This window comes from Mumia sp. ZJ1417, assembly GCF_014127285.1.
Classification (GTDB): Bacteria; Actinomycetota; Actinomycetes; order Propionibacteriales; family Nocardioidaceae; genus Mumia.
Map to the genome: position 1 here is coordinate 3938457 of NZ_CP059901.1, position 17593 is coordinate 3956049.

At 68.9% G+C, this 17593-nt stretch carries 19 protein-coding genes; 5 read left to right on the forward strand and 14 right to left on the reverse strand.

Annotation, left to right across the window (positions count from 1 at the left end; genetic code table 11):
* Nucleotide 1 precedes the first annotated feature (1 nt).
* The 4 genes from H4N58_RS19035 to H4N58_RS19050 all read right to left on the reverse strand — a co-directional run bounded on the left by H4N58_RS19035 (nt 2) and on the right by H4N58_RS19050 (nt 3832).
* Nucleotides 2-184, reverse strand: a complete 183-nt coding sequence (locus tag H4N58_RS19035) for a hypothetical protein (protein WP_167251178.1) — start codon at nt 182-184, stop codon at nt 2-4.
* A gap of 2 nt (nt 185-186) precedes the next feature.
* The gene (locus tag H4N58_RS19040; protein ID WP_167251176.1) at nt 187-1071 is read right to left on the reverse strand and encodes a universal stress protein; all 885 of its coding nucleotides are present in this window, start codon (nt 1069-1071) and stop codon (nt 187-189) included.
* Nucleotides 1068-2498: an amino acid permease gene (locus H4N58_RS19045; protein ID WP_167006973.1), complete on the reverse strand. Its 1431-nt coding sequence runs from the start codon at nt 2496-2498 to the stop codon at nt 1068-1070. The genes H4N58_RS19040 and H4N58_RS19045 overlap by 4 nt, the downstream gene beginning before the upstream one ends.
* Nucleotides 2499-3010: 512 nt before the next feature.
* A complete protein-coding gene (locus H4N58_RS19050) occupies nt 3011-3832 on the reverse strand; it encodes an SDR family oxidoreductase (protein WP_167251175.1) in 822 nt (273 codons plus the stop codon).
* 140 nt (nt 3833-3972) lie between these two features.
* On the opposite strand from H4N58_RS19050, the gene H4N58_RS19055 reads away from it, so the two are divergent.
* Nucleotides 3973-4554 carry a TetR/AcrR family transcriptional regulator gene (locus H4N58_RS19055; protein WP_167006980.1) on the forward strand — a complete coding sequence of 194 codons (582 nt, stop codon included), beginning with the start codon at nt 3973-3975 and terminating at the stop codon, nt 4552-4554.
* Between the two features lie 899 nt (nt 4555-5453).
* Here the strand turns inward: H4N58_RS19055 and H4N58_RS19060 are convergent.
* The 3 genes from H4N58_RS19060 to H4N58_RS19070 all read right to left on the reverse strand — a co-directional run bounded on the left by H4N58_RS19060 (nt 5454) and on the right by H4N58_RS19070 (nt 7609).
* Nucleotides 5454-6512, reverse strand: a complete 1059-nt coding sequence (locus tag H4N58_RS19060; protein ID WP_208322465.1) for a patatin family protein — start codon at nt 6510-6512, stop codon at nt 5454-5456.
* Nucleotides 6513-6602: 90 nt separating this feature from the next.
* Entirely contained in the window at nt 6603-6959 is a 357-nt protein-coding gene (locus H4N58_RS19065) for a hypothetical protein (RefSeq protein WP_208322466.1), read from the reverse strand.
* A gap of 44 nt (nt 6960-7003) precedes the next feature.
* Complete coding sequence (locus tag H4N58_RS19070) at nt 7004-7609, reverse strand: TIGR03086 family metal-binding protein (protein WP_167007247.1); 606 nt, start codon at nt 7607-7609, stop codon at nt 7004-7006.
* 88 nt (nt 7610-7697) lie between these two features.
* Between H4N58_RS19070 and H4N58_RS19075 the strand changes: the two genes are divergently transcribed.
* Both H4N58_RS19075 and H4N58_RS19080 read left to right on the forward strand, forming a co-directional pair.
* Nucleotides 7698-8333: a TetR/AcrR family transcriptional regulator gene (locus tag H4N58_RS19075; RefSeq protein WP_243843064.1), complete on the forward strand. Its 636-nt coding sequence runs from the start codon at nt 7698-7700 to the stop codon at nt 8331-8333.
* 165 nt (nt 8334-8498) lie between these two features.
* Nucleotides 8499-9116 (forward strand): transposase, encoded by a 618-nt coding sequence (locus H4N58_RS19080; RefSeq protein ID WP_167006986.1) that lies wholly within the window; start codon nt 8499-8501, stop codon nt 9114-9116.
* Here H4N58_RS19080 and H4N58_RS19085 read toward each other — a convergent pair.
* Both H4N58_RS19085 and H4N58_RS19090 read right to left on the reverse strand, forming a co-directional pair.
* The gene (locus tag H4N58_RS19085; RefSeq protein ID WP_167006989.1) at nt 9080-9766 is read right to left on the reverse strand and encodes a GntR family transcriptional regulator; all 687 of its coding nucleotides are present in this window, start codon (nt 9764-9766) and stop codon (nt 9080-9082) included. The two genes, H4N58_RS19080 and H4N58_RS19085, sit on opposite strands and share 37 nt — an antisense overlap.
* A 55-nt stretch (nt 9767-9821) precedes the next feature.
* Nucleotides 9822-10175, reverse strand: a complete 354-nt coding sequence (locus H4N58_RS19090; protein ID WP_208322468.1) for a helix-turn-helix transcriptional regulator — start codon at nt 10173-10175, stop codon at nt 9822-9824.
* 136 nt (nt 10176-10311) lie between these two features.
* Here H4N58_RS19090 and H4N58_RS19095 point away from each other — a divergent pair, with 136 nt between their 5' ends.
* Both H4N58_RS19095 and H4N58_RS19100 read left to right on the forward strand, forming a co-directional pair.
* Nucleotides 10312-10875, forward strand: coding sequence for a DUF2243 domain-containing protein (locus tag H4N58_RS19095; protein WP_167251172.1), 564 nt, complete (start codon nt 10312-10314; stop codon nt 10873-10875).
* Between the two features lie 14 nt (nt 10876-10889).
* On the forward strand, nt 10890-11759 hold the full coding sequence (locus H4N58_RS19100) for a cytochrome c oxidase assembly protein (RefSeq protein WP_167251730.1): 870 nt from the start codon (nt 10890-10892) through the stop codon (nt 11757-11759).
* On the opposite strand, the gene H4N58_RS19105 is transcribed toward H4N58_RS19100, so the two are convergent.
* From H4N58_RS19105 to H4N58_RS19125, 5 genes are all read right to left on the reverse strand, one after another.
* Entirely contained in the window at nt 11760-13961 is a 2202-nt protein-coding gene (locus H4N58_RS19105; protein ID WP_167251170.1) for a 3-hydroxyacyl-CoA dehydrogenase NAD-binding domain-containing protein, read from the reverse strand.
* Nucleotides 13962-13999: 38 nt separating this feature from the next.
* On the reverse strand, nt 14000-15211 hold the full coding sequence (locus H4N58_RS19110) for an acetyl-CoA C-acetyltransferase (protein WP_167007000.1): 1212 nt from the start codon (nt 15209-15211) through the stop codon (nt 14000-14002).
* A 135-nt stretch (nt 15212-15346) separates the two neighbouring features.
* Nucleotides 15347-16225 (reverse strand): alpha/beta fold hydrolase, encoded by an 879-nt coding sequence (locus H4N58_RS19115; protein ID WP_167251168.1) that lies wholly within the window; start codon nt 16223-16225, stop codon nt 15347-15349.
* Between the two features lie 49 nt (nt 16226-16274).
* Nucleotides 16275-16991 (reverse strand): MerR family transcriptional regulator, encoded by a 717-nt coding sequence (locus H4N58_RS19120; RefSeq protein ID WP_167007006.1) that lies wholly within the window; start codon nt 16989-16991, stop codon nt 16275-16277.
* Nucleotides 16992-17129: 138 nt separating this feature from the next.
* The gene (locus tag H4N58_RS19125; protein WP_167251166.1) at nt 17130-17549 is read right to left on the reverse strand and encodes a universal stress protein; all 420 of its coding nucleotides are present in this window, start codon (nt 17547-17549) and stop codon (nt 17130-17132) included.
* Between the last annotated feature and the right edge of the window lie 44 nt (nt 17550-17593).

Consider the following 17593-nt stretch of genomic DNA (forward strand, 5'->3'; position numbering starts at 1 on the left):
GTCACGCGCGGGCGAAGGTCAGGACGTCGTCGCGATCGGCGAGAGTCTTGCCGCGCAGACTGGGCGGCACCGTCATCGACAACCAGGGCGCGAGCTCGTACGCGATCCCTTCGACGGTCGTGGCACGTGCCCACACCTGTGCGGCCGGCGCCGGGAGGACGACGCGGCGGTCGATGACGGGCACTCCTACCTCCGGGGAAGCGTGAGGACGGGCACGGGCACGTGACCCATGATGCGCGGTGCGTTCGATCCGAGGAAGATCCGGCGGACCGGACCTTCGCGGCTCGACGTCATCACCAGCATGTCCCCCTCGCGCCAGTGCACCTTGTTCACGGCGCCGCGCCACGAGTCGGCGACCGCGACGATCCTGTCGGTGACCGGCACTCCGGTCTCCTCCACGAGCGACGCGGCACGCGCCTGGAAGGCGTCGATCTGCTCGCGCCACGCCTCGTACACCGCGTCGTCCGCCCGGCGCCCTCCTCCGTCCGGCAGCGCCGGCAGGCGTCGTACGCCGAAGGTCACGAGCCCGAGACCGACGCCTGCGCGCCGCGCCAGCAGCGTCGTCGCGTCGAGGGCGGAGTCCACGGCGGCGTCGGAGTCGACGGCGAGGACGAGGCGTTCGAGCCGGTCGGTCGGCTCTGACCAGAACGAGCGCGGGGAGAGCGCGACGGGAAGCGATGCCCGGTGGAGCAGCCAGGTGCTGACGTTGCCGAGCGCGACGTGGCCCATGAGCGCGTCGCCCGCCGATCCGACGACGAGAATCGACGCGTCTGCGCGTTCGGACGCGGTCACCAGCTCGCGAGGCACCGACCGCGCGGTACGGACGACGGCGTCGACCCGCACCTCAGGCGGCGGGATCGTCCGCGCCTCGGCCATCGCCTCGGTTGCCATCCCCTCCAGGTGGCGCCGCCAGTCGGCATCCGCACCGGACGCCGCACTCCCCCGGCCCCACGCGTCGGAGACCACGCAGCACAGCAGCAGGTCCTCCTCGGTGGACGCCGCGATCCGGCCGGCCAGGTGGACGGCGTGCATGCCTCGCCCGTCGGGGCCGATCCCCGCCACGACGGTCACGACGTCGCCTCCTCGTCGCCGGCTCCGGTGCGCAGCGTCGAGCGCCGGAACCCGTACGAGAAGTAGAACGCGAGCGCGACCGCCACCCAGATGAGGAACACCACCCACGTCACGAGTGCGAGCCCCGTGAGCACGTAGATGCACGCGGCGATCGACAGCAGCGGCAGCACGGGATACAGCGGCACCTTGAACGTGCGCTCGAGGTCGGGTGCGCGCCGGCGCAAGATGATGACACCGAGCGAGACCACCATGAAGGCGACGAGCGTCCCGATGCTCACCGTGTCGAGCAACCAGTTGAGCGGGATGAAGCCCGCGATGAGCGCGACGACGGTGGCGACGATGATCGTGTTGGGGATCGGGGTGAGCGTCCGGGGGTTCACCCGGGCGAAGATCGGAGGCAGCATCCGGTCACGGCCCATCGTGAAGAGGATGCGCGTCTGCCCGTACATGACGACGAGGGTGATGCTGAAGATCGAGATGACCGCGCCCGCGGCAAGCACCGTGCTCGGCCAGGTCGAGCCGGTGACATTCTCCAGGATCTGCGCCAGCCCTGCCTGCTGCCCCTCGAAGTCCTGCCACGGCTGTGCGGCGACGGCGGTGAGCGCCACGGCGACGTACAGGGTGGACACGATGATCAGCGAGATGATGATCGCCTTCGGCATCGTGCGTGCCGGGTCCTTCACCTCGTCCCCGGCCGTCGACACGGCGTCGAGTCCGATGTAGGAGAAGAAGATGGTCGCCGACGCCGCCTGGATCCCTGCGACACCGAACGGGGCGAAGTCGGCGAGGTTGTCGCTGTTCCAGCCCGTCGCCGCGATCGCGATGAACAGGAGGAGCACGGCCACCTTGATGCCGACCATGATCGTGTTGACGGTCGCGGACTCGCTCGCGCCACGGATCAGCAGCAGCGCGCACAGGACGACGAGGACCATCGCGGGCAGGTTGACGACGCCGCCGGCCTCGGGCGCGTACGACAGGTCGTGCGGGATCTGGACGCCGAAGAGGTTGTCGAGGAGCTGGTTGAGGTACTCCGACCAGCCGACCGCCACCGCGGACGCAGACACGCCGTACTCGAGCAGCAGGCACGCCGCGACGACCATCGCGACGACCTCGCCGAGGGTGGCGTACGCGTAGGAGTACGACGATCCCGACACGGGGACGCTGCCAGCGAGCTCGGCATAGCAGAGCGCAGTGAGTCCCGCCGTGACCGCGGCGATCACGAACGACACGACGACACCTGGCCCGGCATTCGGAACGGCCTCGGTCAGGACGAAGAAGATGCCCGTACCGACCGTCGCGCCGACGCCGAACCCGACCAGCTGGACGAGCCCGATGGTGCGCTTGAGGCCCTCCTCGGTGTGCGGACGTCGACCCACCGGCATGCGTCGGAAGATCTGCGCGGCGAACGACGACTGCTGCGCCCCCATGTCCGATGAAACGCACGCCGATGCCGAGGCCGCAAGTCGGACGCTAGCGGTTTGAACCGCCTGTAAGTCTTGGTGACGGTCGGCCTGGGGCTGGCTGGCAGGGTTAGCGCCGGTCACCCGTGCGCGTTGTGACCGCGGCGACGACAGCGCCTAGGGTCACGACAACCGCGGCGCTAACGGTGCGCGCGGCCGGTCGGCGGCGTTCGGTCAACGGCCCGACGAGTGCTAGGACGATGGGGAGTGCGCCGACCACGGTGCCGATCATTGCGGGGCTCGCGTGCCGGGTGGCTTCGACCAGGAAGATGTTGAAGCCCGCCAGGCCGGTGGCGGCCAGCGCTAGAAGGAGCAGAACGTCACGGGCGGTTCAGACCGCTAGCGTCCGACTTGCGGCCTCGGCATCGGCGTGCGTTTCATCGGACATGGGGGCGCAGCAATCGTCGCAGAGACGGCCGTCGAGGAGCCAACGAGCAGCATCGCGGCGGCGGCACCCGCAGCGGGAGCGTTGGAAGAATTCATGCCGCGTACTCCTTCGGGTGCGGGGCGGTGCCCGCCGCGGGGCTGAGTACTTGACGGGTAACGCGCTCGGCCATGGCGGCAACCAGGGTGCGCGGCCGGCGCGGCAGCAGATGCGCGGACAGAGCATTGCCGAGTCCGGGAGTGACGTATCCCCGGTCCCGGTCGAGCGCGCGTAGAGCGGCGCGTACAACCGGTTCGGGCGTGGTCATCGAGCCGTTGACGGCCGCCTTGCGGGTGCCGATGGCCTCGAAGAAGGGGGTGTCGACCGGGCCGGGGCACAGAGTAAGTACGCGAATGCCGCGACCGCGGTACTCCTGGCGCAGGGCCAGCCCGAAGTTCAGCACGAAGCCCTTGGCCGCCCCGTAGACGGCGAAGTAGGGGGAGGGCTGAAACCCCGCGGTGGAAGCGACGTTCAAGACTGCTCCCGTGCCGCGCTCCAGCATGTCGGGGAGCAGCGCGTGGGTGAGGTCTACGAGCGCGACGACGTTGACCATCAGCTGATCGTGGTCACGCTCTGCGGCGATCTCCTCAAAGCGACCGCAAGTGCCGAAGCCGGCGTTGTTGACCAGCAGGTCGACGCGGAGGTCACGGGCGGAAAGCTGACCAGCGATCTGCCGGGCCGCATCGGGGTCGGAGAGGTCCTGGACTAGGACGTGGGCCCGGATGTCGTGCTCCGCGGCGAGGCGCTCTGCGAGAGCGGTGAGCCTGCCCTCGGAACGCGCCACCAGGATCAGGTCGTGTCCGCGGGCGGCGAGTTGTGCGGCGAACTCTGCCCCGAGTCCGGATGAAGCCCCGGTGATGAGCGCTGTACTGTGCATGGATTTCTCCTTGAGTGGCAGTAAACTAAGACACAAGCGTTGCTCATAATGACCGTAAATGCAACACTGACGATGCAGTTAATTCGGGAGCAGCGCAGTTCCGTGTCGTTTTGGGGCTGAGCAGATAGGTGGGAGGCGCCATGGGTGAGACAGCGGCACGGCCGTTGCGGGCGGACGCGGAGCGCAGTGTGCGCGCAATTTTGGAGGCAGCCGAACGCGTGCTCTCCACGGATCCCGGCGCGTCGATGGAGCAGATCGCGACTGCGGCGGGGGTGGCCAGGACAACGATCCACCGGCGGTTCGCCCATCGGCAGGCACTGATCGATGCCTTGGCATCTTCGGCCGCCCGCCAGCTCGTCCAAGCCGTGGAGGACGGCCGGCCCGACACCGCCCCTCCCCTGGTGGCATTGCACCGGATCACGGCCAATGTGCTCGAGGTGAAAGGCGCCTGGGCGTTCGCGCTGGGACTACCTGCCCATCCCGACAGCGAAGCGGCGGCCCTTCACGAGGACATCGGCCAGCGTTGCATCACAGTGCTGGAACGAGCCCGGGCGGACAAGCTCATCGACGAGACGGCTGACCTCGACTGGGTGCGGCGGGTCTACTACGCGCTCCTCGGGGAATCCCTGCGCGGAAGCCCGGACGATACCGACATCGACACTGACACCCTCGCCGCCCGCATCATCGATGCCCTACTGCATGGCGCAGGTCCGCGCACCTAAGCTCGGCCGAGCCGTCGGCTACCGCGGCGTCGGCCGACGTCCCGTCTGGTGCTCAACCCGATGCCGAAACGACGCCGCCTTGCAGCGGCTCGGCGCCCGCAAGGGCGCCCTCGAGGTCCGGCTCGTCGAGGTCCCCCGCCACCGACCGAGAGCCCAAGCGGATACCCCCCAACCCGCCGTCCTCGGCCCCGACCCAGCAGCCGCTAGGGCCCGAAAAGACGCAGGCAGACGGACGCTCTCCCCAGTCGAGCGGGAGAGTGGCCGCTCCGGTATCAGCCCTTACCGAGGGTGCTACCGGCCTTCGATTTTGCGCCCTTGGACGATCCGTCGGACGCGAGGGTCTTGCCCGCCTTCGACAGCGCGGCCTTGCTCGGCTTGCTGCTGGCCATGTCGCCACCTCCTCTCATCACCAGCATGAGTGGAGCCACCGACATTTTGGTTGGCAGCAAGGGTTCGCGGGTGTGCTCCGGGCCACCGACCGGGACACGGTGTGATCTCTGACCGCTGAGTGAGTCGCCCGCGGACTGGTGTCCGGTCGATGCGGTGGTCCTGTTCGGGAACTTGGAGTCCGTGACCCCACAGGGTCGCGAGACTTCTGCTTAGAGAATGTCTGGACCGTGGCCGTGCCGCTCAGTCATTTCTGATCCGAACCAATGACTGACGGGAGCACGAGAGATGACGATGACCTTGGGTATCGACGTGGCGTGCCGTGCCGGGCCGACCAACAGGCCAACCTTTGCGGTGGACGGACGGCCCGTGTGGCGGTAGAGAGTTCCGATCCCAGGCTGGGCCAGCTACTTCCACCACTCCTGGGGACTCACCCTATGCCGGAATGACGGAGTTCTTCGCCACCGCATCTTGACCGGTCTGCAGTGCCTCGCGTCAGACCAAGGAAGGGTTCACTCGGCAGGGGGCAGACCCGTCTGCAGGCTGAGAGGGTCTAGCGTACGCTCTATCGCCGTCCGCCCGGCTTCGAACGCGGCTTTGAGGATCTTCGCGTCGCGAGTGAGGCGCCCGACTCGCGGCGAGTCCGGTCCGGGACGCACGGACAGCACTGCGGATTTGGCCTTGGTCCGCCGGTCGACGGATGTTGGCCCCCCCGGCAGCACGGCTTGGTCGTATTGCGCGAGCAACGCTTCGTCTTCCAGAAGGCGGCGGTCCCGTGCTAGGAAGCTGTGCCGCACGGGGTCGGGATAGATCCGCAGCGCGGTCGCGGAGGTTAGGCGCGCCCTGTATGACGGGCGCGTGCGTGGGCCGGGGTCAGATTTACCGGCGGCGAGTGGCGGCGCTGGCCGGGACCGCAGAACCAGAACGTGACTGGCGCCCTGGGCGAGGGCGGTGCGGTAGGGGATGGACTCGGAGAGGCCGGCATCAGAGAAGCGCCGGCCTGCTAGCTCAATCGGTGGACCGGCGAGGAAGGGCAGTGCAGCGCTGGCGCGCAGGGCCAGTCGCAGTTCGGCCGGACTGGTCAGATGAGGGCGTAGATCAGTGGCTTGGCCAGTGTGGAAGTCGGTCGCCAGTGGGTGGTACTCGACGGGGTTGGCCAGGATGGCGTTGAAGTCCATTCGGGCCACCTCGCAATAGAGGTACTCGACGAGGTTCTGCACATCGACCATCGGCCGGCCGCGCCAAACGTTGGACGGACGGATCATCGCTGTCACATACGCCGGTTCAGCCCATCCGGTCAGGTTCTCAGGGGCTCCGCTCAGCAGCCACGCTCCAGTGATCGCGCCCGCAGAGGCGCCGTAGACGGCGTCGAAGGCGTGCGCCGCCCCCATCTCGTGCAGGGCTAGGGCCATCCCGGCGGAGATTGTGCCGCGCATGCCGCCGCCCTCGATGGCCAGCGCTACCCGTTGGCCGTCCTGGCGTTCGCCGGGACGGCTTCCGTGGCGCACGCGGTCGGCTAGGACGCGCAGGACTTCGTGGCAGCCGTCCCCGGTCATCAATTCTTCTTGCATGTGCTCTCTCGTCTCGTATCGCTGATCCCGCCGCAGCTATGACGGTTCTGTCTCAGATGGCGGGTAGTTGACATGCTGGACCCGACCGCCCTACTGGCCGTGGCTTGCTGTGCCGGGTTCGCCGCCGGCCAGGTATGACCGCGCCTGGACCCAGATAGCGGGGTCAGGCTGGGTGCCGGCCCAGGTGGCAGACCTGACCTTTCCCCGTCCGCGATAGCGGCGCATGATCGTGACGTGGTCAGGCCAGGCCACGAACCGGTGCAGGGCCTCCTCGTCCTGCCAGATCGACACCGAGCCGCACCTGGCCTGCAGGGGGGCTGTCCATAGCCACATGCCGACCGCGCCCGCATGGAGGGGCCAGGATCGGCGCAGCGTGAAGCCGGCCTGGTAGATGCCAGGCAAGTCGAGGTGGCGACTGGCCTGGAAGTCGGTGACGCTGATCAGCACTGGGCCTGTGGTGCTGGCGGCTGGGCCGGGCGTCCACCGGGTTCTCAAAATGGTCGAGTCCACAGTGGGGAGCGGCCCAGGAGCCCAAGCAGTCGCTCGAAGTCGGCGGCATCGGTGGACACCGGGACCTGAGGGCTGAACGCGGCACCGGGACCGCGGGAGCTCGGTGTATCCGGCCACTGGCGCGCGATCGTCAGCGCAGCGGCGGTCAACTCCGGGTCGGGATGGTAGGGCGCACCGATGGTCGCGGCGACATCCCATCCGTGAACGAGGACGTCCACGAAGTGCATGCTCAGAGCGACCCGGCCCCGGAAGATGCCGAACTCGCGCACTTCGACCTGACGGTCGTAGGCGTCCGGGGCGGCGAACGCCTCCGTGACCGCGTCCGCAGAGTCCTGGAAGGCGCGATACGCGTCGGTGCGGAGGTCGCCGCTGTCCCATATGGATCGGTCTACCGGTGCACTCATGGCGTTGGCGGCGAAGCCGCGATTCTCGCCAACAATGTGTCGTAGTAGTTCAGCCAGGTTCCAGGAAGCGCAGGGTGTGGGTCGCACAAGATCTGCGCCCTGGACCTGCGCGATCACTCCACTGGCCAGCGCCAACGCCTGGCGGTCCAGGTCGCGGACGTCCGCGGTTCTTTGCCTCGTCACAATGATCCTTTCCAAGCACGAACGTTCGTACTAGAAACGCACGCTAACACAGACAGGAGAGGCGTCGGGTATCATTTACCGAACGTTCGTGCGCAAGGAGGTGGAGAAGGTGGGGCGACCGCGAAATGACCAAGCGCGGACTGCGATCCTGCGCAGGGCGGCAGACCTCGCCTCCCAAGACGGGTTGGACGGGCTGTCGATCGGCCGGCTCGCCACGGACCTCGGCGTGAGCAAGAGCGGACTGTTCGGCTACTTCGGCTCAAAGGAGGAACTGCAGCTCGCCACGATCCGCGCCGCGGCAGGCGTGTACCTCGAGGAGGTTATCCAGCCCGCATTGGCCGTGCCGCCGGGCGTGGGGCGGGTGCGCCGACTGTGCGAGAACTGGCTGAGCTATTCAGAACGACGGACATTCCCTGGCGGGTGCTTCTTCTTCGCCGTTGCTGCCGAGTACGACGCTCGATCTGGCCGGGTACGCGACACCGTGGCCGCTGCCAGTCTGGACTGGAGCAACCTGGTCACACGCACCATCCACGACGCCCGCCAGCTCGGCGAACTCCCTGACGACACGGACGCCGACCAACTCGCGTTCGAGCTGATCGCCTTTCTGGAGACTGCCAATGCCGCATCTCTCCTGCACAACGATCCGGAGCCTTACGCGCGAGCCAGGACTGCGGTGCGCAAATGTCTCGAGCCCGCTACCGCAGAGCCTGCGAACACAGACTGAGCTCCACCTCTCGCGCTGACTGTCCCGTACGCCGTTTACGCGATTGAATCGGTCCTCCCTCGTCATGCCGTTGACGATGCTGCGTGACCGCCGCGCCGGCGAGGCACACATGGCGCTGCGCGTGCTGACCGTCGCGCGCGACCACATCAACGTCGAGCGGGTCCGGTGCATCAACGCGCGACCGCGCTCGTGCGCAGCCACGACCTTGGCATCGACGCCCGCAAGTCCCTGACCTCGCAACAGATCGCCACGATCGCGGGCTGGCGACGCCGCGAGGAGCCCTTCGGTGTCGCGACCGCACGAGCTGAGGCCGTCCGTCTGGCCAAGCGAGTCGTGAGCCTCGACGAGGAACTGGCCGAGAACCGCGCCACCATCACGAACCTCGTAGCTGTCGAAGCACCCGAACTTCTCGAGCAGCACGGAGTCGGAGCGATCACCGCTGCGGTCGTGCTGACGGTCTGGTCCCACCCCGGCCGGATCCGCAGCGAGGCGGCCTTCGCGCAGATCGCGGGCGCCGCGCCGATCCCAGCGTCGTCAGGGAACACAGTCCGCCATCGCCTCAACCGCGGCGGCGATCGCCAACTCAACCGAGCGTTGAACACCATCGTTCTGACCCGGATGCGGACCGACCCCAACACGCGGGCCTACATCGAGCGGCGCTTGGCCGAGGGCAAGAGGACCAAGGAGATCAGGCGCTGCCTCAAGCGCTACGTCGGGCGGCAGATCTTCCGGACCCTGGCCGCCGCTCACCCGGTGCCGGAGGTCCTCGCGTCAGCGGCTTGACACGACATAGAAGCATCCTGGGTGGTCACGGCGTGCATAACGGCGCCGCGCGCGTGCGCCACGACGAGGGCGACCGCACCCTCGACGTCGGCCGCGACCAGCGCGTCGTACAGGGCCGCGTGCTCGGCGTGGATGGGCGCCGGATCGGTGTGCTGGCGCATGAGCCAGCGCCGCCGTTCACCAATCGTCACCAGCACCTCGCCCACGATGGTCCCGCGGCCGAGCTCCTCGAGAACCTCGTGGAAGCGTGCATTGGCAACGACGGCCGCAGGCACGTCGCCCGCGGCGATGGAAGCTGCTGCCTCGGCGAGCACTTCGCGAAGCGGCTCGAGATCCGACGGCCGTGCGTAGGTCGCGAGCCTGCGCACGAGCACCGCCTCGAGCGCCCCGCCGACCTGCGCCAGATCGGCGATCTGCGCGGCGTCGTAGCTGCGCACGGCGATGCCTCGGGTCAGGCGGTCCTCGGCGAAGCCCTCGAGCACGAGCGCGTGGAGCGCCTCACGGACCGGCACGCGCGAGACGCCGAGCTCGCTGGCGATGGTGCGTTCGACGAGGCGGAAGCCGGGAGCGTACGCGCCGCTGGTGATGCGCGAGCGGAGCTCGTCGCGGACCTCCTCACGCAGGGGGCGAGACTGGGTGAGATCAGACATGCCGCTGAGGGTATACCGGCCTGAGGACACGGGCTCGCCGGTCGACGTGGTTGGTTCAGCGCGCGTGCGGGTCGTCGCCGACGAGGCGGTGGAGGAGGTCATGGATGACCGGGTCGGCGAGCGAGTAGTAGATGCTGCGCCCGTCGCGTTCGGTCGAGACGGCCTCGGCAGCGCGCAGGACCCGCAGCGCCTGAGAGACGGTGCCCTCGCGGATGCCGGTCTGGTCGGCGAGGTCGGAGACTCTGATCGGGCCGGCGAAGTGGATGCGCAGCAGCAGGCGCAGACGCGTCGGGTCCGACATCAGGTCGAAGACCTTCGCCCATGCCTCGATGCTCGTCGTGGAGGTCGCCGACGACGACCGCGGGTCGACGACGGACTCGTCCTCGGGAGCGGGGTCGTGATCTGACACGTCCCGCATCCTTCCACAACGACGCACGGAGCCCCGGGACCGTACGGTCCCGGGGCTCTGTGGAGTGGTCGCCGGGCATGGCCGCACCTCGCCCGGGTACCAGATCGGGTGCCGCCGACGGAGGAGAGAGTTCTCGATGACCACGTCCACCAGCTCGCGCGACGCGCGACAGATCCCGGCAGACCGTCCTCCGTCGCTCGTCCTGCCGGGGATGGTCCTCGGGGCCGGGCTCGGAGGGTTCGTCGACGGGATCCTCCTGCACCAGATCTTGCAGTGGCACCACATGCTCACGTCGACGGGCACCGCGAACATCGACCTCCCTCCGTACCCGGCCGACACGGTGCACGGACTGGAGATCAACACCCTCTGGGACGGCATCTTCCATGCCACCACCTGGCTGCTGGTCCTGACCGGCCTCGCCCTCCTCTACTCGCGGGTCCAGCACTCGCGGGGGCGCGTGTGGGCCTCGCGTGCGCTGTGGGGCTGGGTGCTCGTCGGGTTCGGCGTCTTCAACCTCGTCGAGGGGACCGTGAACCACCACCTCCTCGGGATCCACCACGTGCGGAGCGGACCCCACGAGCTCGAGTGGGACCTCGGATTCCTCGCCCTGGGCGCGATTCTGGTGCTCGTCGGGTGGCTGCTCCAGCGCGGCGCCACGTTCTCTGACACCGGCGCTCGAGGCGCGGCCGACCGGACATGATGCAGGTGAGCGGGATGCCGTGGACCGGGACGCTGGGGGCGAGCGTGCGTGCGCACGACCCCTCGGACGAGGAGGGGGCCGGTCGTCAGGTCCTCCAGGCGGTCACGACGTTCGGTCCGCTCGCGGTCGTGACGGTCCTCGCCCTCGCCTACGTCGTGGCTGCCGTCGCCGAGGGAGGCCGCCGCGGGTGGGCGAGCATGCGGACCGTCTCGTTCGTCGCAGGGTCGGCGGTCCTCCTGGTCGCCCTGTCGCCGGGGTTCGACCGCTATGCCGACGCGAGCTTCGCCGGCCATGCCGCCCAGCACCTTCTCATCGCCATGCTCGCCCCGCTGCTTCTCGTCCTCGCCGCTCCGGTCACCCTTCTCCTCAGGGCCCTGCCCCATCGCGGCGCTGTGCGGGTGGGGCGGATGCTCCGCTCCCGGCCGGTCGGTCTCCTCACCTGTCCCGTCGTCGCCCTCGCCCTTAGCAGCGGCGGGCTCGTCCTGCTCTACTTCACCCCGTTGTACGACCTGAGCACCCGCAACGGGCTCGTGCACGGTCTCGTGCACCTCCACATGGTGCTGGCGGGCCTGCTCTTCGCCTGGGTCATCGCGGGCCTCGACCCGGCACCGCGGCGGGCGTCCGTGCCCGTACGGCTCGTGGTTCTCGGGCTGGCGATCCTCGTCCACGCCTTGGTCGCGCAGCTGCTTTACGCCGGTCTTCTGGTGCAGGTCCGCGAGCCGGTCGCGGAGATGCGGGCGGCGGGCAACCTCATGTACTTCGGCGGCGACCTCATCGAGCTGCTGCTCGCCCTTGCTCTGCTCCTCACCTGGCGTACCAAGCACGGACGGGCGCACGAAGGCCCCGGGACCGTGCGGTCCCGGGGCCCTGTGGCGGTCAGCTGATCAGGCGAACTTCTCGCCCTTCGACGCCTTCTCGAGCAGCAGCGCCGGCGGGCTGAAGCGCTCGCCGTACGACGCAGCGAGCTCCTGCGCACGCTCGGTGAACGCCTCGACGCCGATCCGGCCGTCAGCAGCCTCGTACCCGTTGATGTACTGCAGCGCGCCGCCGTACAGCGGGGGGAAGCCGATGCCGAAGATCGAGCCGATGTTGGCGTCGGCGACCGTACGGAGCACGCCCTCCTCGAGGCAGCGGACCGTCTCGATGGCCATGATGAACGTGTAGCGCTCCTGCATGTCCTCCCACGGGATCTCGGCGCCGTCCTTGCGGAACTGCGACAGACCCGACCAGAGGTGCTTCTTGGCGTCGGCCGGGTACTCGTAGAACCCGGCGCCGGCGGCCTTGCCCTTGCGATCCTGCGAGACCAGCGCGTTGATGACGTCCATCGCGGGGCTGTCCGGGAACGCCTTGCCCTCGCCCTCGGCGGCAGCCTTGGCCTCCGCGTTGATCTTCTGCGGGAGGGTGAGCGTGACCTCGTCGATCATCGCCAGCGGCGGGGCCGGGAAGCCCTTGGTCGTCGCGGCGCGCTCGATCGCGACCGGGTCGAGGCCCTCGGCGAGCATCTCGGCGCCCTCCATCGTGAGGGTGCCGAAGACGCGGCTGGTGAAGAACCCGCGGCTGTCGTTGACGACGATCGGGGTCTTCTTGATCTGCTTGACGTAGTCGAGCGAGCGCGCGATGGCCTCGTCCGAAGTCTTCTCGCCCACGATGATCTCGACCAGCGGCATCTTGTCGACCGGCGAGAAGAAGTGGATCCCGATGAAGTCCTCGGGACGCTTCACGCCGTCGGCGAGGATCGTGATCGGCAGCGTCGACGTGTTGGAGCCGAGCAGCGCGTCCGACTTCACGACGGGCTCGAGATCGCCGAAGACCTGCTTCTTGAGGTCGACCGACTCGAAGACGGCCTCGATGACGAAGTCGCAGCCCTCGAGGTCGGCGTAGTCGGCGGTCGGGTGGATGCGCGCGAGGATCTCGTCACGCTTCTCCGCGGTCAGGCGGCCCTTCTCGACCTGCTTGTCGAGAAGATTGGTGCTGTAAGCCTTGCCCTTCTCGGCGGCCTCGATCGTGACGTCCTTGAGCACGACCTCGATGCCCGCGCGAGCGGACACGTATGCCACGCCGGCGCCCATCATGCCCGCGCCGAGGATGGCGAGCTTGGTGGCCTTCGTCTTGTCGATGCCCGCCGGACGTGAGCCGCCGGCGTTGATGGCGTTGAGGTCGAAGAAGAACGCCTGCGTCATGTTCTTGAACTGCTGGCCGGTGACCAGGTCCACGAAGTAGCGCGACTCGATCCGCGATGCGGTGTCGAAGTCGACCTGCGCACCCTCGACGGCGGCCGCCATGATGTTGCGCGGCGCCTTCATCGGCGCGCCCTTGGTCTGCTTGCGCAGGTTCGACGGGAACGCGGGGAGGAACTGCGCGAGCTTCGGCGAGGACGGCGTGCCGCCCGGCATCCGGTAGCCCTTCTTGTCCCACGCCTGCGTGAACGCGTCGGCGTCGTCCTTGTGCGCGAGGATCCACGCCTTGGCGGCGGGGATCAGCTCGTCCTGCGTCGCGACGAGCGCGTCGACCAGGCCGGTCTCCATGGCACGGGCCGGCTTCATGCGCGGGCCCTGGAGGAGCACCTCCATGAGCGCCTTCTGGAGGCCGAACATGCGCACCGTACGAGTCACGCCGCCACCGGCGGGCAGCAGGCCGAGGGTGACCTCGGGCAAGCCGATCTCGTAGCGGCCGTCGACCGCGACGCGGTGGTGCGTGGCCAGCGCGATCTCGAGACCGCCACCGAGGGCGGCGCCGTTGATCGCGGCGACGACGGGCTTGCCGAGCGTCTCGAGCGTGCGCAGCGTCGCCTTCATCGACTCGACCTCGGTGAAGACGGCCTCGGCGTCGGCCGGGGTCATCTGCGTCATGAGCTTGAGGTCGCCGCCGGCGAAGAAGGTGCTCTTGGCGCTGGCGACGATGACGCCGACGACGTCGTCCTTCTCGGCGACGAGCCGCTCGACGGCCTTGGCCATCGAGGACTGGTATGCCGCGTTCATCGTGTTGGCGCTCTGGTTCGGGTCGTCGAGGACCAGGGTGACGATGCCGTCCTCGCCACGCTCGTAACGGACGGCCTCGGCCGCCGACGGCACAGTGTTGTCAGTCATGTGAATCTGCTCCGTGTGTGAGTCGGTGGGCGAGGGGGTCAGAGACGCTCGACGACAGTGGCGATGCCCATGCCGCCACCGACGCACAGGGTCGCGACGCCGTAGCGCTGGTCGCGACGCTCGAGCTCGTCGACGAGAGTGCCGATAATCATTGCGCCGGTCGCGCCGAGCGGGTGACCGAGAGCGATCGCGCCGCCGTTGACGTTGACGATGTCGTGCGGGACCGACATGTCCTTCATGAAGCGCAGGACAACCGCGGCGAACGCCTCGTTCATCTCGAACAGGTCGATGTCGCTCGCCTCGAGGCCGGCCTTGGCCAGCGCCTTGCGGGTCGCCGGCGCGGGGCCGGTGAGCATGATCGTCGGCTCGGAGCCGGAGACGGCGGTCGCCAGGATGCGCGCACGCGGGGTCAGGCCGTTGCGCTTGCCTGCCTCCTCGTTGCCGATGACGACGATCGCCGCGCCGTCCACGATGCCCGAGCTGTTGCCGGCGTGGTGGACGTGGTTGATCTTCTCGACCTCGTGGTACTTCTCGAGCGCGACGGCGTCGAACCCGCCGAAGTTGCCGATCGCCTCGAACGACGGCGCCAGGCTGGCCAGCGACTCGGCGGTCGTGCCGGGGCGGACGAACTCGTCGTGGTCGAGGATCGTGAGGCCGTTGATGTCCGTCACCGGGACGACGGACTTGGCGAAGTAGCCGTTGGCGATCGCCTTGGCGGCACGCGCCTGCGACTCGGCCGCGTACGTGTCGACGTCGGTACGAGTGAAGCCCTCGATCGTCGCGATGAGGTCGGCGCCGATGCCCTGCGGCACGAAGTCGGTGTCGAACGCGGTCTGCGGATCCATTGCCCAGGCGCCGCCGTCGGAGGCCATCGGCACGCGGCTCATGGACTCGACACCGCCGGCGAGGATCAGGTCTTCCCAGCCGGAGCGCACACGCTGCGCGGCCTGGTTGACGGCCTCGAGACCCGAGGCGCAGAAGCGGTTGAGCTGGACACCGGCGACGGTGTCGGGGAGGCCGGCAGCGAGCGCGGCGGTCTTCGCGATGTCGGCGCCCTGGTCACCGACGGGCGTGACACAGCCGAGGACGACGTCCTCGACCTGTCCGGCGTCCAGCGTCGGATTGCGCTTCTGGACCTCCTCGAGGAGGCCGGTCACGAGGCTGATGGGCTTCACCTCGTGCAGGGATCCGGTCTTCTTGCCGCGCCCGCGCGGGGTGCGGATCGCGTCGTAGATGAATGCCTCAGTCATGGCGGTCCTTCGTTCGTTGACGACCCGGCAAAGTAGGTGTCCAAAGAAAGTTACTTGCGAGTAACGAGTAAGTCAATGATACCCACACCACTATGACAGCACGACTGTCACGGTGCCAAGACGCCGGGAGGCCACTCAGGGACGGGCCGGACGGCTCCACTCGCCGATGAGGCTCTGGAGCGCCGTGATCAGCGCGACCGGCTGGTCGAGCATGATGTGGTGCCCCGCATCTGGGACCACCGTGACCGGAACATGCCCGCCCAGACGCTCGGCGACGGTCGACGTGATGTCCGTGGTCGCGAGCCCCCGCTCACCCCGGATCAGCGCGGTTGGGCACACGGTCTTCGCCAGGTCCTCGGGCTCCATCTGGGCGCCGAAGAACACGTTCGGATCGAACTTCCAGGTCCAGCCGCCCTCGACCTCGCGGACGGAGGCCGGCGCCAGGTGGTCGCGAACGTACGGTAGCGCCGGGCCGTCCTCGGGAAGGGGGCGGAAGCGGGCGACGACGGCCTCGCGCGACGGATAGACCTTGTTGCCGGGGGCGTGCCTGCCGGACGCCCGCCAGGCACGTGCCTCGGGAGACATCTGCTGGACCGGTGAGTCGATCGCACAGACTCCCGCGAGACGCACGCCGTGCTCGCGCGCGGCGGTCAGCACGACGAACCCGCCCATGCTGTGACCGATCACGGCGGGCTTCTCGCCCGAGCGCGCCGCCTCTGCGTCGGCGACCGCGAGCACCTCGGCGGCGTACGTCTCCAGGTCGTACGAGGCTCGCCGGTCGGACTCGCCGTGCCCCGACAGGTCGAGCGCGACCACGCGGTGGGCGGCGGTCAGGAACGGGGCGACGTGGTCCCACCAGCCGGCGTGCGCTGCACCGCCGTGCACGAGGACGACGACCGGCGCCCCGGCCCTCCCCCATGCCCGGTACGTGATCCGAGCTCCCTCGACCTTGACCTCACGCTCGTCGTACGGCGTCGCGACCGCCTCGGCGAACCAGCGGGGCACCCCGGACATGACGCCTCCTCAACGACGAACGACCCATGCAGATGGTTGCGCCGACACACTACGTGCGGCGACGCACCGTCTCGCGCTTGGTCTCGTTGACCGCACTCTCGTACGCGGTGACCAACGCCTGCACGGTCAGCGGCTTGAAGCGCTCGACCATCGCGGTGATCGCCTCGGCGGACTCGCCGCTCGCGCGATAGTGCGGCAGAACCTTCTGGCGGAAGATGTCGGTCAGCTCCTGGGCGATGTCACGGGCGTGGGACTCGAAGAGACGCTCGGCCTCGACCGCCGCGTCGAGCGGGAGCCCGAGGTCGATCATCGCCACCCCGACCGACAGGTGCGCAGGTGAGACCCGGAAGACGTCCTCGTCCGGGGTGGGCTCGACGACGCGCAGCGCGACGAGCAGCTCGACGTCGTCGTCGCTGAGCGGGCGACCGGCGCGGGCCTCGAGGACCTCGCGCGCAACGGTCTCGGGGAGGTCCGACAACCACGGGGCGAGCATCGTCCGCTGGAGGGCGACGTCGGCGGGCGAGGCCGTCGCAGGGAGCCGCTCCAGGTAGCCCTCGATCGCCGAGAGCGTGAAGCCGTGCGCCTGGAGCTCGCGCACCAGTTCGAGGCGGGCCAGGTGGTCGGGCCCATAGAAACCGTTGCGGCCCTCTCGTACGGGCGGAGGGATGAGCCCACGGCCCGCGTAGAAGCGGATCGTACGGACAGTCATGCCGACCCGGTCGGCGAGCTGCTCGACCGTCATCCGCTCAGACGTTGACTGGGACATGTCCGCACCTTAGACCGCGCGACTCAGACCGGCGCCCACCGGAACTCGGCGTCCCCCAGCCCTCGCCGCTAGGTCATACGGATCGGGGGTTCCAGCCCTCGATCCGTATGACGTCCCGGCCGCGCTTCCCGCGATCCGTCAGGCAGCACCCATGGGCAGGATCACGACGGGGCACGGCGCGGTACGGGCGAGCACGTCGCTGACCGAGCCGAGCGCGTTGTGCCGGATCGAGGACGTGCCGTGGCTCCCGATGACGAGCATCTGCGCGCCGGCCGCCTCCGAGAGCAGCACGTCGACCGGCATGCCCTTGTGCACCCCGACGGTCACCTCGGCGTCGCCGTCGTGGAGCGCGGCCACCTCGGCCGTCTCGGCGGCGATCCGCTCACCGTCGGCGATCGTCTCGACCGAGGAGCGCGTGGAGTCGACGGTGACCACGACCCGTACGGCCGCGCCGCGCAGATCCGCCTCGGTCATCGCCCAGTGGAGCGCGCGCCGAGCGCCTGCGGAGCCGTCGCTGCCGACGAGGATCGTGCCGGTCTTCTGAGGAGATTCGCTCATGGCGCCATCCTGTCGGGTCCGCGAGCCGCAAGCGACCCCGAAAG